Source organism: Mesorhizobium sp. M7A.F.Ca.CA.002.04.1.1 (assembly GCF_004022805.1).
Classification (GTDB): Bacteria; Pseudomonadota; Alphaproteobacteria; order Rhizobiales; family Rhizobiaceae; genus Mesorhizobium; species Mesorhizobium ciceri.
Genome location: NZ_RZPL01000937.1, coordinates 1 through 1814, shown reverse-complemented (window position 1 = coordinate 1814; position 1814 = coordinate 1). Strand labels below are relative to the sequence as shown.

General features: G+C 63.7%; 2 protein-coding genes. One reads left to right on the top strand and one right to left on the bottom strand.

The genetic code is table 11. The features are described from left to right. Positions 1 to 549, bottom strand: a 549-nt coding sequence (locus tag ENZ75_RS30685) for a LacI family DNA-binding transcriptional regulator (RefSeq protein ID WP_164888135.1), incomplete at its 3' end; no start/stop codon positions are given. A gap of 170 nt (positions 550 to 719) precedes the next feature. On the opposite strand from ENZ75_RS30685, the gene ENZ75_RS30680 reads away from it, so the two are divergent. Beyond that, a complete protein-coding gene (locus ENZ75_RS30680; protein WP_063169774.1) occupies positions 720 to 1811 on the top strand; it encodes a fatty acid desaturase family protein in 1092 nt (363 codons plus the stop codon). Positions 1812 to 1814 lie beyond the last annotated feature (3 nt).

The window sequence follows — 1814 nt, the reverse complement described above, 5'->3', positions numbered from 1 at the left end:
GGAGATCATCCATGCGGCGGTGCGCCCGACCTTGCGGTTGTCGAGGCCGATATAGCCCTCCCGGATGCCGGCGGCAAAATCGGACAGCACCGAAAAGACCGGCTGCCCTCTCGCCTTCAAGGTTTCCACGACCGCTGTCAGGGTCGGATGGTCCGGACCGACCACGGCGATGGCCCTCGATTTCGCCGCCAGCCTGCGCATCTGGGAGGCGATCTCGTCGGGAGCCAGGGAGCTGGCGAAATCGATGCTCGCAACGCCGCGGAAGCGCTGCGATTGAGAGATGGCCAGTTCGAGTTCCCGCGCGAAGTCACCGTAGAAGGCATCGTTGCCCCGCAGCAGCAGGAAGCCCAGGCGGTACTCCGGCAACTCCTGGCGCATGCGCTGCTTGATAAGGCCGGCGGCGTGGTAGCCGATGTCGGTAGCGGTCTCGTAGACGCGGCGCGCTGTCTCTTCGCGCACCGGCAGCCGGTTGTTCAGCACGCGGTCGACGGTGGCGACACTGACGCCCGAGATGCGCGCCAGATCGGATATTGTCGGCCGCTTCACCATGCTTGCCTCGTCGGGTTTGCTCGAGCCCTTCGTACATCATCCTGATGGGAAATGATAGAAACTATCTTTATGATGTTGAGTCTATCATCAGTCGGCGTTACTTTGACGCCCGAAGCCAAGGGATTTCATGGCATTCGCTCTGGCGGATGCCTTTGCCGAGGGAGGCAATCATGTCCACTGCGCCGTCCCGGCGTGACTACAGCCTGATCGGCCGCGACGCCAAGCTCGCCGTCGAGACCGGCCTGTCGGCGGCCGAGTGGTATCACACCGACATACCGCGCAAGCAGATGAAGGAGCTGATGCAGCGCTCCGACGGGCCGGCGATCCGCGATACGGCGATCTGGTTCGCCGCCCTGACCGTCAGTGGCGCCGGCGGCGCCTGGCTCTGGGGCACATGGTGGTGCGTGCCGTTCTTCTTCGTCTATGGCGTGCTCTACGGCTCCTCGACGGATTCACGCTGGCACGAATGCGGTCACGGCACCGCCTTCCGCACGCAATGGATGAACGATGCGGTCTATCAGATCGCCTGCTTCATGATCATGCGCAATCCGGTGACCTGGCGCTGGAGCCACACGCGCCACCACACCGACACCATCATCGTCGGCCGCGACCCGGAAATCTCGGTGATGCGGCCGCCGGATCTGGTTCGCGCCATGCTGGGCTTCGTCGGCGTGCTCGACGCCTGGCATGCGATGAGCGATATGCTGCGCAACGCCGCCGGCACCGTCAGCGCCGCCGAAAAGACCTTCATTCCAGAACAGGAACAGCCCAAGGCGATCCGCGTCGCCCGCATCTGGACGGCGATCTATGCCGCCACCGTCGGGCTGGCGCTCTACACCGGTTCGTTCCTGCCGCTGATGCTGGTCGGCCTGCCCAGGCTCTACGGCGCCTGGCACCATGTCATGGTCGGGCTGCTGCAGCATGGCGGCCTGGCCGACAATGTCACCGACCACAGGCTGAACAGCCGCACCGTCTACATGAACCCGATCAGCCGCTTCATCTACTGGAACATGAACTACCATGTCGAGCATCACATGTTTCCGATGGTGCCCTATCATGCGCTGCCGAGGCTGCACGAACTGATCAAGCACGATCTGCCGGAAGCGACACCGTCGATCCTGGCCGGCTACCGCGAGATGATCCCGGTCTTCCTGCGCCAGCTGCGCAACGAGGACTATTTCCTCAAGCGCGAGCTGCCGCCGACCGCACGGCCATATCGCGAGGAATTCCACAACGACACTATCGCCGCCGCGGCGGAATGATCG